1 protein-coding gene is annotated in these 1,058 nt (G+C 64.3%); it reads right to left on the reverse strand.

Annotation, left to right across the window (positions count from 1 at the left end; genetic code table 11):
* On the reverse strand, positions 1 to 1,058 hold a 1,058-nt coding region (locus tag AB0I77_RS53935), incomplete at both ends, for a cbb3-type cytochrome c oxidase subunit I (protein WP_363290392.1).

Genomic DNA, 1,058 nt, shown 5'->3' on the forward strand with positions numbered 1-1,058 from the left:
GTCCTCGTCGACCCGGCGTCCGTGCCGCGACGTGTGCCAGACGTTGTAGAGGAACGGCAGGGTGGAGACACCGAGCAGGAACGCCCCCACCGACGACAGGGTGTTGAGCAGCGTGAAGCCGTCCGTCGGCAGATAGTCGGCGTACCGGCGGGGCATCCCCATCTCGCCGAGCCAGTGCTGTACCAGGAAGGTCAGCTGGAAGGCCGGGAAGAGCAGCCAGAAGTGCACCTTGCCCAGCCGCTCGTCGAGCATCTTCCCGGTGAACTTGGGCCACCAGAAGTAGAACCCCGCGAACATGGCGAACACCACCGTGCCGAACAGCACATAGTGCAGGTGCGCCACGATGAAATAGCTGTCGGTGACGTGGAAGTCGAGCGGCGGCGAAGCGATGAGAACCCCGCTCAGACCACCGAGCAGGAACGACACGAGGAACCCGAGCGACCACAGCATCGGCGTCTCGAACGACAGCGACCCACCCAGCATCGTCCCGATCCACGCGAAGAACTTGATCCCCGTGGGCACCGCGATCAGGAACGACATCAGGGAGAAGAACGGCAGCAGCACCGAACCGGTCGCGAACATGTGGTGCGCCCACACGACCGCGGAGAGCATGGTGATCGCGATCGTCGCCCCGATCATCGGCAGATACCCGAACAGCGGCTTGCGAGCGAAGACCGGGATGATCTCCGAGACGATCCCGAAGAACGGCAACGCCACGATGTAGACCTCGGGATGCCCGAAGAACCAGAAGAGATGCTGCCACAGCAGCGCACCGCCGTTCGTGGCGTCGAACACGTGCGAACCGAACTTCCGGTCCGCCTCCAGGCACAACAGGGTGGCCGTGAGCACCGGGAACGCGGGCAGCACCAGGATGGACGTGAACAGCACGTTCCAGGTGAAGATCGGCATCCGGAACATCGTCATGCCGGGTGCGCGCAGACACAGGATCGTGGTGATGAAGTTGACCGCGCCCAGGGTCGTGGACACGCCGGTGACCACGAGCCCCATCACCCACAGGTCCCCACCGGCGTCGGGGGAGTGGTAGGCGCTGTTCAACG

Source organism: Streptomyces sp. NPDC050619, assembly GCF_040654815.1.
In the GTDB taxonomy this organism is placed as follows: domain Bacteria; phylum Actinomycetota; class Actinomycetes; order Streptomycetales; family Streptomycetaceae; genus Streptomyces.